Source organism: Porphyromonas sp. CAG:1061, from assembly GCF_000435035.1.
Classification (GTDB): Bacteria; Bacteroidota; Bacteroidia; order Bacteroidales; family Porphyromonadaceae; genus Porphyromonas_A; species Porphyromonas_A somerae.
Window position 1 is genome coordinate 1 of record NZ_HF988897.1, and the last position, 13,541, is coordinate 13,541.

Here is a 13,541-nt window from a genome sequence, read left to right on the forward strand (position 1 = left end):
GTTGCATCTCGCCGATTGCTTAGTTGCATCTCCACTTTCACCCTACTAGCATAGAAGTTTTTTGGTGTTGCTAAGAGGTACATATTTATCCTAGATGAGATGCCCGACCCGAAGGAGACGAATGGTAATTGATCGGAAAATAATCAGTAAATTGCACTAGTAATTCAATCTGTGGATAGATTTAATCGGCTATTTGCTTGGTAGTTATCAAATATTATCGTACCTTTGCCCACCGATATGGTATACCTCGCTCATAGTGGGTGAGAGTCTGCTATAGAGGTAGATAATTTGTTTAATAAGATAGGATAAGATGCCAACGATTCAACAATTGGTCCGTAAGGGACGTGCGACAATTGAGGAGAAAGGGAAGAGCCCAGCTTTGGATAGCTGTCCACAGCGTCGTGGCGTGTGTGTACGTGTGTACACTACTACGCCTAAGAAGCCTAATTCAGCTATGCGTAAGGTGGCTCGTGTGCGTCTCACCAATGGTAAGGAGGTGAACTCCTACATCCCAGGTGAGGGTCATAACCTTCAGGAGCACTCTATCGTACTAGTGCGTGGTGGTCGTGTGAAAGACCTTCCAGGTGTGCGTTATCACATCGTGCGTGGTGCACTAGATACGGCAGGGGTGAATGGTCGTACACAACGCCGTAGTAAGTATGGTGTAAAGCGCCCTAAGAAGTAATTCAAGCGATAGCTAGTTTTAGCTGGGTGCAAAGAGAGCCCTCGTAGTAGCACAGTGGTGTTACCGCCAAAGAAGAGAAAGAGGGAATACAAAAAGACATTGACTTTATGAGATGGTGACGAGATGTCCATCGGTCTGAAATGATGGGATCTCTGCTTAGAGCCAGAGCTACCTAAGTGTAGCAGGGTGTCACTATAGTATCTGGAGCTAGCCCAATGATCAATATTTTGGTTGGGTGTCGCCAAGGTTGAGCTTACACATTAATAGTGTAGGTGAGACAAGCCAAGATGGCTAGGCGGAGTGGGTCGGAAGACTAGCTAGGCAAAGGAGAAGATGCGTAAGAGAGGAGAACTCACAAGTGAGGTGGATGCTCCCTAGAAGTGGTCTTAAGATAAAGACTAAGGGGGAAAGATAACGAAGTGTGGGTTGTCTATTTTCAAGCTTGCGGTGAAGACCGTAAGTGCAATCAAAACAAATACTGATTTGGTCTTGGCGCCTTACAAAGGCGGTACTAGTAAGTAAGCAGAGGAATGGCTGTGGCTGGTACTACGGTAAGGACTGCAAGACAATGATACTTTTTTTGTAGCATAATATGAGAAAAGCGAAGCCAAAGAAGAGGCAACTATTGCCAGATCCAGTGTACAATGATGTCGCTGTGACTAGATTCGTCAACCACATGATGTATGATGGTAAGAAGAATCTATCCTTTGAGATCTTTTACGGTGCACTAGAGATCGTAAAGAATAAAATGGCTAATGAGGAGAAGACTCCTCTAGAGATCTGGAAGACCGCTCTCGAGAACATCACTCCACAGGTGGAGGTGAAGACTCGTAGAATTGGTGGTGCCAACTTCCAGGTGCCTACTGAGATCAGACCTGAGCGCAAGGAGTCTATCTCAATGAAAAATATGATCCTATTCGCTCGCAAGCGTGGCGGTAAGACGATGGCTGATAAGCTATCCGCTGAGATCATGGACGCTTACAACCAGCAGGGTGGTGCCTTTAAGCGTAAGGAGGATATGCACCGTATGGCTGAGGCTAACCGTGCATTTGCTCACTTTAGATTCTAAAGAATAGAAAGGAAACAACAAGAGATGGCTAATAAGACACATTTAGAGCGTACAAGAAATATCGGTATCATGGCGCATATTGATGCCGGTAAAACTACTACATCGGAGCGTATCCTATTCTATACTGGTCTTACTCACAAGATCGGTGAGGTACACGATGGTGCAGCAACTATGGACTGGATGGAACAGGAGCAGGAGCGTGGTATTACTATTACCAGTGCTGCAACCACTGCTTTCTGGAACTATCATAACGAAAAATATAAGATCAACCTTATTGACACTCCCGGACACGTGGACTTTACCGTGGAGGTGGAGCGCTCACTACGTGTACTCGATGGTACTGTAGCTGCTTTCTGTGCAGTGAGTGGAGTACAGCCACAGAGTGAGACCGTATGGCGTCAGGCAGATAAGTACAAGGTGCCTAGAATCGCTTATGTCAATAAGATGGACCGTAGCGGTGCTAACTTCTATGAGGTAGTACGTCAGCTCAAAGATATGCTTGGTGCACATGCTGTGCCAATTCAGGTGCCCATCGGTGCTGAGGAGACTTTCAAGGGGGTCGTGGATCTCGTAACGATGAAGGCTCTTGTATGGCACGATGAGGAAATGGGGTCACACTATGATACCTTGGAAATCCCTGAGGATGTAAAGGCAGATGCCGAGGAGTGGCGTGAGAAGATGCTGGAGAGCCTTGCTGAGGTAGATGAGGCACTTATGGAGAAGTACTTTGACGATCCATCCACTATCACTGAGGATGAGATTCGTGCGGCAATCCGTAAGGGTACCATCTCTATGGAGATCAATCCAGTGATCTGTGGTACTTCATTTAAGAATAAGGGTGTACAGCCACTGCTTGACTGTGTGTGCGCTTACCTTCCTAGCCCACTAGATACTCCTACAGTAGAGGGTACCGACCCACGTGATCCTGAGAAGGTGATTGTGCGTCAGGTAGATGAGGATGAGCCACTTTGTGCACTTGCCTTTAAGATCGCTACCGACCCTTATGTAGGTCGTCTCTGCTTCTTCCGTGTATACTCTGGTAAGCTAGAGGCAGGTAGCTACGTATATAATAGCCGTAGCGAGAAGAAGGAGCGTATCAGCCGACTATTCCAGATGCACTCTAATAAGCAAAATCCTATGGAGCTTATTAATGTGGGTGATATCGGTGCCGGCGTCGGCTTTAAGGATATCCGCACAGGTGATACCCTTTGTGATGAGGAGCACCCTATTACACTTGAGAGTATGGACTTCCCAGATCCAGTGATTGGTATCGCAGTGGAGCCTAAGACTCAGAAGGATATGGATAAGCTCGGAATCGGTCTGTCTAAACTAGCGGAGGAGGATCCAACCTTTACCGTGAAGACTAATGAGGAGACTGGCCAAACCGTGATTAGCGGTATGGGTGAGCTACACCTTGAGATTATTATCGACCGTCTGAAGCGTGAGTTCAAGGTAGAGTGTAACCAAGGCCGTCCACAAGTTAGCTACAAGGAGGCGATCTCTGAGGCAGTTGAGCTTCGTGAAGTGTACAAGCGTCAGACAGGTGGTCGCGGTAAGTTCGCCGATATTATCGTACGCCTAGAGCCTAAGGATAAGGACTTTGAGGGTGACCTACAGTTTATCGACGAGGTGAAGGGTGGTAATATTCCACGTGAGTATATTCCAAGCGTGCAGAAGGGTTTTGAGCGTGCTATGAAGAATGGTGTGCTTGCAGGCTATCCTATGGATGGACTAAAGGTGACCTTGCTTGACGGCTCTTTCCACCCAGTGGACTCAGACCAGCTTTCGTTTGAGGTGTGTGCTATCCAAGCCTTTAAGAATGGTTGCGCCAAGGCACATCCAGTGCTTCTTGAGCCTATTATGAAGGTAGAGGTGGTAACCCCTGAGGAGAGCATGGGTGATGTGATTGGTGACCTCAATAAGCGTCGTGGTCAGGTAGAGGGTATGGAGACTCACCGCAATGGTGCCCGTATCGTAAAGGCCAAGACCCCACTTGCTGAGATGTTTGGCTATGTGACTGCCCTCCGTACCATTACGAGTGGTCGTGCGACAAGTACTATGACCTTTAGCCACTTTGAGGAGATGTCGACCTCTAATGCCAAGGCCGTACTAGAGGAGGTAGATGGACACGTAGAGCTCCTTAAGTAATAGATAATAAAGAGAATCATTGCAAGCATATGAATCAAGTCATTAGAATCAAGATTAAGTCTTACGACCATACATTGGTTGATAAGTCGGCCGAGCAGATTGTCAAGGCAGTAGAGCCTACGGGAGTGACTGTGCGTGGACCTATTCCATTGCCTACTCGTAAGCGTATCTTCACCGTAAACCGCTCTACTTTCGTGAATAAGAAGAGCCGTGAGCAATTCCAACTATCTACCTACAAGCGCCTCATCGACATTGTCAATGCAGGTACCAACACAGTAGATGCTTTGGCTCGCTTGGTACTCCCAAGTGGTGTGGAGATTGAGATCAAGACAGATATCTAATCTGGAAGTAAGGTTAGATCTGTCTTACAAGAGATAAAAGTTATATTGTAAACCAAACCAATAAGTTGAGACTGAAATGCCAGGATTAATAGGAAAAAAAGTCGGAATGACATCCGTATTCAGTGCCGAGGGGAAGAATATCCCATGCACTGTTATCGAAGTAGGTCCTTGTGTGGTAACTCAGGTAAAGACTAGTGAGGTGGATGGCTATGAGGCAATCCAATTGGGCTTCGAAGATAAAAAGGAGAAGCATACCAATAAGGCTGAGCAAGGCCACTTCGCTAAGGCTGGAGTAACCCCCAAGAGACACTTGGCCGAGTTCAATAATTTTGACAAGGAGTACAAGTTGGGTGATGTAATCAATGCCGAAATCTTCAATGACGTCGCTTATGTCGATGTTATCGGTACCTCTAAGGGTAAAGGATTTCAGGGTGTTGTGAAGCGCCACAACTTTGGCGGTGTGGGCCAGACAACCCACGGTCAAAAGAATAGGCTCAGAGCACCTGGATCTATCGGAGCGTGTGCTACACCCTCTAAGGTAGTGAAGGGTATGAGGATGGCAGGTCAAGATGGTAACCGCCGTGTGACCATTGAGAACCTACGTGTGATTAAAGTGCTCCCAGAGCAAAATGCCCTTGTGGTAAAGGGTAGCGTTCCAGGAGCAAAAGGTACCATCTTATTAGTAAATATCTAAGCGATATGGAATTAAATGTATTGAACATCAACGGTCAGGAGACCGGACGTAAGGTAACTCTAGATGCTTCTGTATTTGGAGTAGAGCCTAATGATCATGTCATTTATCTAGACGTGAAGCGCTACTTAGCTAATAAGAGACAAGGTACTCACAAGACTAAGGAGCGTGCTGAAGTGGCCTTCAGTACCCGCAAGCTCTTCCGCCAAAAAGGTACAGGTGGAGCACGTAGAGGTAGTATTAAGAGCCCTCTACTAAGAGGCGGTGGTACAGTATTTGGCCCACGTCCACGTGACTATGAACAAAAGGTAAATAAAAAGGTAAAGCAACTGGCTCGTATCTCTGCACTAAGCCGCAAAGCAAGTGCCAATGAGATTACAGTGGTAGAGGATTTCTCTTTTGATGCTCCTAAGACCAAGCAATTTGCATCGGTACTTAAGGCACTCAAGATTGATGGACAAAAGAGCCTAGTGCTACTAGGTGGGATCGATAATACCCTCCTACTATCAGCACGTAATATCCCTACTGTAAACGTGATGCAAGCAGAGGACGTGAGCACTTACAATCTACTTGATGCTAAGCAACTCGTACTGACTGAGAGTGCACTCACCATGCTGACTGACCTACTAGCAAAGAAGTAACGGGACACTTTAGAGAGATAAATAAATAGTATGAGAGGTATTTTATTACAACCTATTATTACTGAAAAGTTGACGGACATCACCGAACAGATGCCCAATCGCTATGGCTTCAAAGTGGCTCGTAATGCAAATAAGACCGCTATCAAGGAGGCTGTAGAGAAGATGTACGACGTAGACGTGGTAAGCGTCAACACCATCAACTATGATGGAAAGCGCATGCAGCGATATACCAAGGGTGGTCTTATCGTAGGGAAAAAGCCTGCGTTCAAAAAGGCAATCGTAACACTTAAAGAGGGTCAAGTGATAGACTTCTTTAGTAACATTTGATAAGAAATGGGAATACGTAAATTAAAGCCCACTACGCCTGGGCAAAGACATAAGATTATCGGTGCATTTGATAAAGTCACTAAAAGTACACCGGAGAAGTCTCTAATCGCATCGAAGAAAAAAACCGGTGGGCGTAACAATACCGGTAAGATGACGATGCGCTATATCGGTGGCGGTCACAAGAAGCAGTACCGTATCATCGATTTCAAGAGAAGGAAAGATGGTATTCCTGCGACAGTAAAAGCTATCGAGTACGATCCAAATAGATCAGCTCGTATCGCACTTCTTTACTACGCTGATGGTGAGAAGGCTTATATCCTAGCTCCTGATGGGCTAGAGGTAGGAAGGACTGTACTGTCCGGAGAGGATGCAGCTCCAGAGGTGGGTAATGCCCTTCCTCTAGGCAAGATCCCTGTAGGTACTGTGATCCACAATATTGAGCTTCGTCCTGGCCAAGGTGCTAAGATGGTGCGTAGTGCAGGCTCATTTGCTCAGCTCACCTCTCGTGAGGGGACCTATGTGGTGATCAAGATGCCTAGTGGTGAGGTACGCCGTATCCTCGCAGCTTGTAAAGCTACTGTAGGTAGTGTGGGCAACTCTGACCACGCCCTAGAGAGAAGTGGTAAGGCTGGACGTACCCGCTGGATGGGTCGCCGTCCACGCGTTCGTGGTGTAGCGATGAACCCAGTAGATCACCCAATGGGTGGTGGTGAAGGTCGTGCGTCGGGTGGTCACCCACGTAGCCGTACTGGTCTGTATGCTAAGGGTCTGAAGACTCGTGCACCTAAGAAGCACTCCTCTAAGTATATCATTGAGGGTCGTAAGAAGAAGCGTAAGTAATCGCTTTAGGTAAGTATTGAACCAACTTAATGTACTAATAAAGATATGAGTCGTTCACTAAAAAAAGGACCCTACATCGAGCTTAAGCTAGAGAAGCGAGTACTTGAGATGAATGAGAGTGGCAAGAAGAGTGTCATCAAGACATGGAGCCGTGCATCAATGATTTCACCCGACTTCGTAGGGCATACAATAGCTGTACACAATGGGAATAAGTTTATCCCAGTGTTTATAACTGAGAATATGGTAGGACACAAGCTAGGTGAGTTTGCACCTACTCGTACCTTCCGTGGACACAGTGGTAATAGAAAGTAACCCCACCACGGGACATTAAATAAAATTAGACAGTAACTAATATGGGTAAAAGGAAGAAGCTAGCCGCTGAGCAACGCAAAGAGGCACGCAGTACTCAGTACTTTGCTAGGCTTGTCAATATCCCTTCCTCTCCACGTAAGATGCGTTTGGTAGCGGATATGGTACGTGGTATGGAGGTGAATAAAGCACTTGGCGTACTTAGATTTTCAAGCAAGCAGGCGGCTACACCAATGGAGAAGCTACTACGTAGCGCCATCTCTAATTGGGAACAAAAGAATGGCCGTCAGGCAGACGAAGGAGAACTATATATCTCCAAGATTTATGTGGATGAGAGCATGACGCTAAAGCGCCTCCGTCCAAGAGCTCAAGGTAGAGGTTGTAGAATCCGTAAGAGAAGCAACCACTTGACGATTTATGTAGATACACTTCCCAATGCGGAAGAGATTTAAGCACATTCTAAGCAAATAATTTGTAGATGGGACAAAAGACAAATCCAATAAGCAATCGCTTAGGAATCATTAGGGGCTGGGACTCTAATTGGTTCGGCAAGAAAAGTGATCTCGCCGACACTCTCCTAGAGGATTATAAGCTTCGCACCTATATCGAGGCTCGCCTCTCTCGTGCAAGTGTATCTAGGGTAGTCATTGAGCGTACACTCAAACTAGTCACAATCACTATCTGCTCAGCACGCCCAGGCCATATCATCGGCCGTGGTGGCTCTGAGGTGGATAAGCTACGTGAGGAGCTCAAGCGCTTTACCGACAAGGAGGTGCAGATCAATATTTTTGAGATCCGTAGGCCTGATGTAGACGCCAAGATCGTGGCTGAGAATATCGCACGCCAGCTAGAAGGCCGTATGAACTATCGTAGAGCAGTAAAGCAGGCCATTGGTAATGCTATGCGCTCAGGTGCTGAGGGAATTAAGATTCAGCTAAGCGGTAGGCTCAATGGAGCTGAGATGGCACGTAGCGAGATGTTTAAGGAGGGACGTACTCCACTCCACACGCTCCGCGCAGATATCGACTATGCTCTTGAGGAGGCACGTACCAAGGTGGGTGCCATCGGTGTAAAGGTGTGGATCTGCCACGGTGAGGTATACGGTAAGCGTGACCTTGCTCCTGACTTCACACAGCAGCGTGACAATCGCCCACGTCGCGATGGTGGTCGTGGTGGCCGTGGTGGTCGCCGTAGAGGCAATCGTGGCGGACGTAATGAGCGCTAAGCTACTGCACGCTAAGGAAGTATAAAATTGAAGATAAGACATAAGATATGTTACAACCAAAAAAGACCAAGTTCAGAAGGCAGCAAAAGGGTCGCATGAAGGGTGATGCCCAGCGTGGTAATCAGCTTGCGTTTGGCTCTTTCGGCATCAAGTCGCTACAGACTTGCTGGATTACTGGTCGCCAAATAGAGGCGGCACGTATCGCTGTGACTAGATATATGCAACGTCAAGGTCAGGTGTGGGTACGTATTTTCCCTGATAAGCCTATCACTGCTAAGCCAGCAGAGGTGCGTATGGGTAAGGGTAAAGGTAACCCTGAGGGCTTCGTAGCTCCTGTAACTCCTGGACGTATGCTATTTGAGGTAGAGGGTGTGAGCTATGAGGTAGCAAAAGAGGCACTTCGCCTCGCTGCTCAAAAGCTCCCAGTGACCACAAAGTTTGTGGTTCGCCGTGACTATGAATTTTAATTTCTGTACTGTATATAAGTAATTAGGTATGAAGAGTAATGAACTAAGAGACCTCACGGTACAGGAGCTAAAAGAGAGAATCGAGACAGAGACTGTAAGGTATCAGAGGATGCAGCTCCAGCATAGAGTAACCCCTCTAGATAAGCCTTCATCGCTCAATGACCAGCGAAAGTTGGTAGCACGTCTCCGTACCGTCCTCAACGAGAAGAGCGTTGAGCAAGGAAGTATTAACGATTAAGAGTCGCTCTAAGAGATGGAAAAGAGAAGTTTAAGGAAGGTAAGACAAGGCGTCGTCTCTAGTAATAAGATGGATAAGTCTGTCACAGTAGCTGTGAAGTGGAAGGAGAAACACCCTATCTACGGAAAGTTTGTGAATAAGACCAAGAAATTCCACGCACACGACGAGAATAACGAGTGCAACGAAGGGGACACCGTTAGGATTATGGAGACTCGACCACTAAGCCGTACCAAGCGCTGGAGAGTGATCCAGATCGTAGAGAGAGCGAAGTAATAATATTGCAGATTTGTAGAGTAATCTATTATGATACAACAAGAGTCTAGACTAGCTGTAGCTGATAATAGCGGTGCTAAAGAGGTGCTCTGTATTCGCGTGCTAGGTGGTACTCGTCGCAGATATGCTTCGATCGGTGATGTGATCGTGGTGTCTGTAAAGAGTGCAATCCCTGGTAGTGATGTGAAGAAGGGGGCAGTATCGAAGGCATTGATCGTAAGGACCAAAAAGGAGATCCGACGTCCAGATGGATCGTACATCCGTTTCGATGAGAATGCGTGTGTACTCCTAAATGCTGCTGGTGATATCCGTGCTACCCGTATCTTTGGTCCTGTAGCACGTGAGATACGTGCCGTGAATATGAAGGTTGTCTCACTTGCACCTGAGGTGCTTTAATATAGAAAGGAAAGACAATGGCAAAATTTCATATAAAGAAGGGCGATACCGTATTTATTAATGCGGGTGATGACAAGGGTAAGACTGGCCGAGTTTTGAAGGTGGATACCAAGAAGAACCGAGCTATCGTAGAGGGACGAAATATGATCACTAAGAGGACTAAGCCAAGTGCTCAGCACCCTCAAGGTGGCATGGTGCACAAAGAGGCATCTATTCATATCTCCAACCTCAACCCCGTAGATCCTAAGACTGGGGCTCCTACTCGTGTAGGGCGTCGTAGAAATGACGATGGTAAGCTTGAGCGCTATGCCAAAAAGTCTGGTGAGCTACTGAAGTAATAAATGCTAATAGCTGAAAGAGAGATGGCTACAGATAATTTGAAAAAGGACTATAATGAGCGTATTGTGCCACTGCTGATGAAGCAATTTGGCTACAGTAGTGTGATGCAGGTGCCTTCCCTTACCAAAATCGTGGTAAATCAAGGTCTAGGTGCTGCAACGGGCGATAAGAAGCTGATCGAGATAGCTCAAGGTGAGCTAGCCTTGATCACTGGTCAAAAACCAGTAGTGACCTACTCCAAAAAGGATATTTCTAATTTTAAGCTCCGTAAGGGTATGCCTATCGGTGTGATGGTAACGCTGAGGAGAGAGAAGATGTATGAGTTCCTGGAGAGGCTGATCCGTATCGCACTACCTCGTATTCGTGACTTCAAGGGTGTAGAGAGCCGCCTAGATGGTAGAGGTAACTATACCCTAGGTGTGACAGAGCAAATTATTTTCCCTGAGATTAATCTTGATAGTGTTACCAAGATTATGGGTATGAATATCACCTTTGTCACTTCTGCCAAGACGGACGAGGAGGGATTTGCACTTCTAAAGGAGTTTGGAATCCCTTTCAAGAAGAAAGAAAACTAAGGAAGGATAGAGAGCAATATGGCAAAAGAATCAATGAAGGCGCGTGAGCGCAAAAGAGCTAAGCTAGTGGAGAAGTATGCTGAGAAGCGTGCTAAGCTAAAGGCTGAGGGCGACTACGAAGGTCTCCAGAAGCTACCTAAAAATGCTAGCCCTGTGCGACTTCACAACCGCTGCAATATCACTGGTAGACCAAAGGGATATATGAGACTTTTTGGAATCTCAAGAATTCAGTTTCGCGAGATGGCATCAAAGGGGCTTATCCCAGGGGTGAAGAAGGCCAGCTGGTAACTATCAATGAGTATAGAGAGACCCATAGATTACCTGCCAAGTGTTGGAGGGTAAGTGCTGTGCAAAATAACTACGCTGAGTCTTAATAAGTACTCGGGCGTAGTTATTTTTGAACATCATAGTGCAGGGTCTTCTGCTTATTTAGCATCACTAATACTGATTGCCATCTTCCCGTAACGAGCGGGTGAAGAGCTGGCGATTGAGTGTTATTTGGAGATATCGCTAGATATTTGTACCTTTGTGCCTATCAAAGAGTTGAGAGATGTATCGCTATCGGTTCTGATTGAGCAGAGCTGATGCGTTATTTCGCATCAATTTGATGGTATGTGGTGGTGCTTAAAAGTTTATGACGTACAGCAATACCACAAGAGAGTGAAAAAGTGTATGTAAATATTGTCTGAGGTAGCTGTGTTGGTTCACTCTATTTTCAGATTAATTTCAACAACTTATTTATATGACAGATCCAATATCTGACTATTTAACTCGCTTGCGCAATGCTATTATGGCAAAGCATAGAGTGGTGGAAATCCCAGCGAGTAACATCAAAAAGGAGATGACAAAGATCCTTTTTGAGAAGGGGTATATTCTCAATTACATGTTTGATGAGAGTGGCCCTCAAGGAACTATCAAGATTGCTCTTAAGTACGATGTAGTATCTAAGAAAAATGCAATCAAGAAACTGGAGCGTGTATCGCGTCCAGGACTTCGTCGTTATGTAGGCTATCAGGATATGCCTAGAGTCCTTAACGGGCTTGGTATCGCTATCCTATCTACTAGCCAAGGTGTGATGACCAATAAGGAGGCTGCAGACCGTAAGATCGGTGGTGAAGTGCTCTGCTATATTTATTAATCTTAATAGGAAAGGAACAAAGTTATGTCAAGAATTGGAAATTTGCCCATTTCTATCCCTAACGGTGTCACTGTCACTATTAAGGATAATGTAGTGGTAGTAAAGGGCCCTAAGGGAGAGCTTTCTCAGAAAGTTGATCCACGTATCAAAATCAAGGAAGAGGAGAATGTGCTACACTTCTCAACTACCAATGGTACTAAGGAGGAGAGTGCGTTGCACGGACTTTATCGCTCGCTAGTACACAACATGGTGGTGGGTGTATCCGAGGGATATACTAAGACACTTGAGTTGATTGGTGTAGGATTTAGAGCTTCAAATGAGGGACAGCTACTTGAGCTATCAGTAGGCTACTCTCACCCTATCTTCCTGCTACTGCCACCAGAGATCAAGGTGGAGACCAAGATGGAGCGTAATAAGGCTCCACTCGTAACACTTTCTTCGGCCGATAAGCAACTGCTTGGTCAAGTATGTGCTAAGATCCGTACATTCCGTAAACCAGAGCCATATAAGGGTAAGGGTATCAAGTTTGTCGGTGAGTACATCCGTAGGAAGTCTGGTAAGACTGCAGCAGCTAAGTAATCACACTTTTGGATATTCGTAATCTATGATAACTAAGAAGGAAAGAAGATTAAAGATCAAGGCACGTGTGCGTAAAAACCTACACGGTACTGCTGAGAGACCTAGGCTGACTGTATTTAGAAGTAATAAGCAGATCTATGCACAGGTAATTGACGATGTGGAGGGAAAGACTCTCGTAGCATTCGACTCTAAGATGTTAGAGGATAAGCTACCAAAGAAGGAGCTGGCCGAGAAGGTGGGCGAGGCTTTGGGTAAGAAGGCTGTAGAAGCAGGTATCGAGACGGTCGTTTTTGATCGTAATGGCTACCTCTACCACGGACGTGTCAAGGAGCTGGCAGAGGGTGCTAGGAAAGCAGGATTGAAGTTCTAACACAACCATAAGTACAGTAAAGATATGAAGAGAATTAACTCTGTAAGTGGTCTCGAACTAAAGGAGAGATTGGTGGCGATTAACCGTGTGACCAAGGTGACAAAGGGTGGTCGTACCTTTACACTTGCTGCTATGGTAGTGGTAGGTGATGAAAATGGAATTATCGGCTATGGCCTAGGTAAGGCAGGCGAAGTGAGTGTGGCTATTCAGAAGGCTACAGAGGCCGCCAAGAAAAACCTTATCAAGGTGCCTGTACACAAAGGGACTATACCTCACGAGCAGTCAGCTAAGTTTGGCGGTGCACGTGTGATGCTAAAGCCTGCATCAGAGGGTACTGGAGTAGTAGCTGGTGGTGCAATGCGTGCCGTATTGGAGAGCGTTGGAGTGACCGATGTGCTAGCAAAGAGCAAGGGGTCGAGTAACCCTCATAACCTTGTTAAGGCTACCATTGAAGCACTAAGTGAGATGCGTGATCCACTCGAGGTGGCTAAGATACGTGGTATCTCGGTAGAGAAAGTATTTAAGGGATAAGTAAGAGTACACATATAGTAATATGGAGACTATAAAGATTAAGCAAGTGCGAAGTCGCATTCGTTGTCCAAAGGATCAAAAGGCAGCTCTTGATGCTCTTGGACTTAAGAAACTTAATAGGGTGGTTGAGCTTCCTAGAAATGAGTCTGTACTCGGAAATATCAAGAAGGTACACCACCTAGTTGAGGAAATTAAGGATTAATCTAGTGCGTGATTCTCCTTTTAGGGAGAAGCACCCAACTAATTAAAGATATATATTAGATATGAACCTATCAAATTTGAAGCCCGCAAATGGGGCTACAAAAAGTCGCAGAAGGATTGGTCGCGGTCCTGGTAGCGGCATGGGTGGCACTTCTACA

Annotated in this window: 23 protein-coding genes and 1 pseudogene; all 24 read left to right on the forward strand. The window is 46.1% G+C overall.

What is annotated here, in order from left to right; translation table 11 throughout:
• Positions 1–310: 310 nt before the first annotated feature.
• Positions 311–685, forward strand: a complete 375-nt coding sequence (rpsL, locus tag QVO39_RS03360; protein WP_018028961.1) for a 30S ribosomal protein S12 — start codon at positions 311–313, stop codon at positions 683–685.
• A 592-nt stretch (positions 686–1,277) separates the two neighbouring features.
• Positions 1,278–1,754, forward strand: coding sequence for a 30S ribosomal protein S7 (gene rpsG / locus QVO39_RS03365; RefSeq protein WP_018028962.1), 477 nt, complete (start codon positions 1,278–1,280; stop codon positions 1,752–1,754).
• A 24-nt stretch (positions 1,755–1,778) separates the two neighbouring features.
• Positions 1,779–3,902, forward strand: coding sequence for an elongation factor G (gene fusA / locus QVO39_RS03370; protein ID WP_021903023.1), 2,124 nt, complete (start codon positions 1,779–1,781; stop codon positions 3,900–3,902).
• A 29-nt stretch (positions 3,903–3,931) separates the two neighbouring features.
• A complete protein-coding gene (rpsJ, locus tag QVO39_RS03375; protein ID WP_018028964.1) occupies positions 3,932–4,243 on the forward strand; it encodes a 30S ribosomal protein S10 in 312 nt (103 codons plus the stop codon).
• A 76-nt stretch (positions 4,244–4,319) separates the two neighbouring features.
• Positions 4,320–4,937 carry a 50S ribosomal protein L3 gene (gene rplC, locus QVO39_RS03380; RefSeq protein WP_021903024.1) on the forward strand — a complete coding sequence of 206 codons (618 nt, stop codon included), beginning with the start codon at positions 4,320–4,322 and terminating at the stop codon, positions 4,935–4,937.
• A gap of 5 nt (positions 4,938–4,942) precedes the next feature.
• The gene (gene rplD, locus QVO39_RS03385) at positions 4,943–5,575 is read left to right on the forward strand and encodes a 50S ribosomal protein L4 (RefSeq protein ID WP_018028966.1); all 633 of its coding nucleotides are present in this window, start codon (positions 4,943–4,945) and stop codon (positions 5,573–5,575) included.
• A 30-nt stretch (positions 5,576–5,605) separates the two neighbouring features.
• Positions 5,606–5,902 (forward strand): 50S ribosomal protein L23, encoded by a 297-nt coding sequence (rplW, locus tag QVO39_RS03390; protein ID WP_018028967.1) that lies wholly within the window; start codon positions 5,606–5,608, stop codon positions 5,900–5,902.
• A gap of 6 nt (positions 5,903–5,908) precedes the next feature.
• Positions 5,909–6,742 (forward strand): 50S ribosomal protein L2, encoded by an 834-nt coding sequence (gene rplB / locus QVO39_RS03395; protein ID WP_018028968.1) that lies wholly within the window; start codon positions 5,909–5,911, stop codon positions 6,740–6,742.
• A 45-nt stretch (positions 6,743–6,787) separates the two neighbouring features.
• Positions 6,788–7,054 carry a 30S ribosomal protein S19 gene (gene rpsS, locus QVO39_RS03400; RefSeq protein ID WP_018028969.1) on the forward strand — a complete coding sequence of 89 codons (267 nt, stop codon included), beginning with the start codon at positions 6,788–6,790 and terminating at the stop codon, positions 7,052–7,054.
• 41 nt (positions 7,055–7,095) lie between these two features.
• Entirely contained in the window at positions 7,096–7,503 is a 408-nt protein-coding gene (gene rplV / locus QVO39_RS03405) for a 50S ribosomal protein L22 (protein ID WP_018028970.1), read from the forward strand.
• A 26-nt stretch (positions 7,504–7,529) separates the two neighbouring features.
• A complete protein-coding gene (gene rpsC / locus QVO39_RS03410) occupies positions 7,530–8,276 on the forward strand; it encodes a 30S ribosomal protein S3 (protein WP_018028971.1) in 747 nt (248 codons plus the stop codon).
• A gap of 47 nt (positions 8,277–8,323) precedes the next feature.
• The gene (gene rplP / locus QVO39_RS03415) at positions 8,324–8,743 is read left to right on the forward strand and encodes a 50S ribosomal protein L16 (protein WP_018028972.1); all 420 of its coding nucleotides are present in this window, start codon (positions 8,324–8,326) and stop codon (positions 8,741–8,743) included.
• Between the two features lie 28 nt (positions 8,744–8,771).
• Positions 8,772–8,981 (forward strand): 50S ribosomal protein L29, encoded by a 210-nt coding sequence (gene rpmC, locus QVO39_RS03420; RefSeq protein ID WP_018028973.1) that lies wholly within the window; start codon positions 8,772–8,774, stop codon positions 8,979–8,981.
• Between the two features lie 15 nt (positions 8,982–8,996).
• Complete coding sequence (rpsQ, locus tag QVO39_RS03425; RefSeq protein WP_018358870.1) at positions 8,997–9,254, forward strand: 30S ribosomal protein S17; 258 nt, start codon at positions 8,997–8,999, stop codon at positions 9,252–9,254.
• Between the two features lie 30 nt (positions 9,255–9,284).
• Positions 9,285–9,650, forward strand: coding sequence for a 50S ribosomal protein L14 (gene rplN / locus QVO39_RS03430; RefSeq protein ID WP_018028975.1), 366 nt, complete (start codon positions 9,285–9,287; stop codon positions 9,648–9,650).
• Between the two features lie 17 nt (positions 9,651–9,667).
• Positions 9,668–9,988: a 50S ribosomal protein L24 gene (gene rplX, locus QVO39_RS03435; RefSeq protein ID WP_018028976.1), complete on the forward strand. Its 321-nt coding sequence runs from the start codon at positions 9,668–9,670 to the stop codon at positions 9,986–9,988.
• Between the two features lie 24 nt (positions 9,989–10,012).
• A complete protein-coding gene (rplE, locus tag QVO39_RS03440; RefSeq protein WP_021903025.1) occupies positions 10,013–10,564 on the forward strand; it encodes a 50S ribosomal protein L5 in 552 nt (183 codons plus the stop codon).
• An 18-nt stretch (positions 10,565–10,582) separates the two neighbouring features.
• Complete coding sequence (rpsN, locus tag QVO39_RS03445) at positions 10,583–10,852, forward strand: 30S ribosomal protein S14 (protein WP_021903026.1); 270 nt, start codon at positions 10,583–10,585, stop codon at positions 10,850–10,852.
• Between the two features lie 454 nt (positions 10,853–11,306).
• Positions 11,307–11,702, forward strand: coding sequence for a 30S ribosomal protein S8 (gene rpsH, locus QVO39_RS03450; RefSeq protein WP_021903027.1), 396 nt, complete (start codon positions 11,307–11,309; stop codon positions 11,700–11,702).
• Between the two features lie 24 nt (positions 11,703–11,726).
• Positions 11,727–12,281: a 50S ribosomal protein L6 gene (rplF, locus tag QVO39_RS03455; RefSeq protein ID WP_018028980.1), complete on the forward strand. Its 555-nt coding sequence runs from the start codon at positions 11,727–11,729 to the stop codon at positions 12,279–12,281.
• 25 nt (positions 12,282–12,306) lie between these two features.
• Positions 12,307–12,651, forward strand: coding sequence for a 50S ribosomal protein L18 (gene rplR / locus QVO39_RS03460; protein ID WP_021903028.1), 345 nt, complete (start codon positions 12,307–12,309; stop codon positions 12,649–12,651).
• 24 nt (positions 12,652–12,675) lie between these two features.
• Entirely contained in the window at positions 12,676–13,182 is a 507-nt protein-coding gene (gene rpsE, locus QVO39_RS03465; protein WP_018028982.1) for a 30S ribosomal protein S5, read from the forward strand.
• Between the two features lie 22 nt (positions 13,183–13,204).
• Entirely contained in the window at positions 13,205–13,384 is a 180-nt protein-coding gene (gene rpmD, locus QVO39_RS03470) for a 50S ribosomal protein L30 (protein WP_021903029.1), read from the forward strand.
• 61 nt (positions 13,385–13,445) lie between these two features.
• Positions 13,446–13,541: pseudogene (locus tag QVO39_RS03475) on the forward strand (50S ribosomal protein L15); the annotation flags it as partial.

Coding starts and splice junctions, on each gene's coding strand:
- rpmC (WP_018028973.1), top strand. CDS start 8,772: ATGAAGAGTAATGAACTAAGAGACCTCACGGTACAGGAGCTAAAAGAG.
- rplN (WP_018028975.1), top strand. CDS start 9,285: ATGATACAACAAGAGTCTAGACTAGCTGTAGCTGATAATAGCGGTGCT.
- rpsS (WP_018028969.1), top strand. CDS start 6,788: ATGAGTCGTTCACTAAAAAAAGGACCCTACATCGAGCTTAAGCTAGAG.
- rplV (WP_018028970.1), top strand. CDS start 7,096: ATGGGTAAAAGGAAGAAGCTAGCCGCTGAGCAACGCAAAGAGGCACGC.
- rplW (WP_018028967.1), top strand. CDS start 5,606: ATGAGAGGTATTTTATTACAACCTATTATTACTGAAAAGTTGACGGAC.
- rplD (WP_018028966.1), top strand. CDS start 4,943: ATGGAATTAAATGTATTGAACATCAACGGTCAGGAGACCGGACGTAAG.
- rpsQ (WP_018358870.1), top strand. CDS start 8,997: ATGGAAAAGAGAAGTTTAAGGAAGGTAAGACAAGGCGTCGTCTCTAGT.
- rplP (WP_018028972.1), top strand. CDS start 8,324: ATGTTACAACCAAAAAAGACCAAGTTCAGAAGGCAGCAAAAGGGTCGC.
- rpsH (WP_021903027.1), top strand. CDS start 11,307: ATGACAGATCCAATATCTGACTATTTAACTCGCTTGCGCAATGCTATT.
- rplE (WP_021903025.1), top strand. CDS start 10,013: ATGGCTACAGATAATTTGAAAAAGGACTATAATGAGCGTATTGTGCCA.
- rplX (WP_018028976.1), top strand. CDS start 9,668: ATGGCAAAATTTCATATAAAGAAGGGCGATACCGTATTTATTAATGCG.
- rpsN (WP_021903026.1), top strand. CDS start 10,583: ATGGCAAAAGAATCAATGAAGGCGCGTGAGCGCAAAAGAGCTAAGCTA.
- rpmD (WP_021903029.1), top strand. CDS start 13,205: ATGGAGACTATAAAGATTAAGCAAGTGCGAAGTCGCATTCGTTGTCCA.
- fusA (WP_021903023.1), top strand. CDS start 1,779: ATGGCTAATAAGACACATTTAGAGCGTACAAGAAATATCGGTATCATG.
- rplR (WP_021903028.1), top strand. CDS start 12,307: ATGATAACTAAGAAGGAAAGAAGATTAAAGATCAAGGCACGTGTGCGT.
- rpsC (WP_018028971.1), top strand. CDS start 7,530: ATGGGACAAAAGACAAATCCAATAAGCAATCGCTTAGGAATCATTAGG.
- rpsG (WP_018028962.1), top strand. CDS start 1,278: ATGAGAAAAGCGAAGCCAAAGAAGAGGCAACTATTGCCAGATCCAGTG.
- rpsL (WP_018028961.1), top strand. CDS start 311: ATGCCAACGATTCAACAATTGGTCCGTAAGGGACGTGCGACAATTGAG.
- rplB (WP_018028968.1), top strand. CDS start 5,909: ATGGGAATACGTAAATTAAAGCCCACTACGCCTGGGCAAAGACATAAG.
- rpsE (WP_018028982.1), top strand. CDS start 12,676: ATGAAGAGAATTAACTCTGTAAGTGGTCTCGAACTAAAGGAGAGATTG.
- rpsJ (WP_018028964.1), top strand. CDS start 3,932: ATGAATCAAGTCATTAGAATCAAGATTAAGTCTTACGACCATACATTG.
- rplF (WP_018028980.1), top strand. CDS start 11,727: ATGTCAAGAATTGGAAATTTGCCCATTTCTATCCCTAACGGTGTCACT.
- rplC (WP_021903024.1), top strand. CDS start 4,320: ATGCCAGGATTAATAGGAAAAAAAGTCGGAATGACATCCGTATTCAGT.